The 1,035-nt window shown below is 38.0% G+C and carries 1 protein-coding gene and 1 pseudogene; both read right to left on the reverse strand.

Annotation, left to right across the window (positions count from 1 at the left end; all coding sequences use genetic code 11):
• Window positions 1–267: pseudogene (locus BAZSYMA_RS00870) on the reverse strand (RHS repeat-associated core domain-containing protein); the annotation flags it as partial.
• The coding region (locus BAZSYMA_RS00875) for a hypothetical protein (protein ID WP_206599435.1) at window positions 264–1,035 on the reverse strand (772 nt) is incomplete at its 5' end. The gene BAZSYMA_RS00875 and the pseudogene BAZSYMA_RS00870, both read right to left, overlap by 4 nt.

Below are 1,035 nucleotides of genomic sequence, written 5' to 3' on the forward strand. Positions count from 1 at the left end.
TTGTGTGGTGTTGCTTTTGTCTGCTTTACTGAGTTGGTTGAGGGTGTTGTTGTAGTGCCAATGTAAGGTACCAATATTGTCAAGGGTTAGTAGGTTGCCGTTGGCGTCAAAATTATTTTGGCTATTATTTTCAGTGCCACGGTTGTTATTAGGGTGGATGGCGAGGGTTTGTTGCCAATCACCACTGTTTGCTTGGTGAGATAGGCTGGTTAGATTATTGCCTGTGTCGTAGGTGTAGGTTTGGTGGTAGGGTTCTAGTAAATTCATAAGAAAACACAGCGTTTTTTTTGTGATGCCAGAGGCACAGGTGCAGATAGGTTGGTTAACTTCAGTGGTACCTTCTCTATTATATTGCCAAATATCTCTCTCATAATACCTTCTGAACCGTAAACTAAAAAAGTGCCATTTTTCGAATCTTGCTTGCCCTCAATCCACACACCAAAATCAGGTATCGTAGGTTTTCTACGAGTATCGTAATAAGCACCATGTTCATCAATGACACTTTTGGGTGTTACAGCGATACTTGGACCTACATTCATATATTTAAAAGCAGGGTATGCTTTTGGATTTTCGGATTCCGTCAGCCTTGTGTTTGTTAGCGTATGGGCTATACCAACCAAAAAGAGTGAACTTCCTTTGAAGCTTCCCATTCTTCTCATTCTTTCGAATTCTTCTTTATCACTCCAATCACATCTACCAATATAATTAGGATTAAGGGTTACCGCTAGCATCATTACATTTTTTGTTGAATCTACTAATTCTGTGACTTCTTCAGGCATTAAATGTGGATATATTTGTTGTATTATCTCTTGCATTTGCCTTTGCCAAGGTTTACTCTGGATAGCTTTTGGATCATTACTGGGTGTTTCGTTTACATGAGCATTAACACCTTCTTTTATAAAATTTTGAAATTTAATTGCAGTGCTTAAGTTTATTGCTAAATAATTTCCTTGTGGTCTATCGTGACTTTCTCCAACCCAAATATTCAAATCTCTTTGATTTACCTTATAAGCATTAACACTACCCACAAACCTA

It is taken from the genome of Bathymodiolus azoricus thioautotrophic gill symbiont (genome assembly GCF_001298715.1).
GTDB lineage: Bacteria > Pseudomonadota > Gammaproteobacteria > PS1 > Pseudothioglobaceae > Thiodubiliella.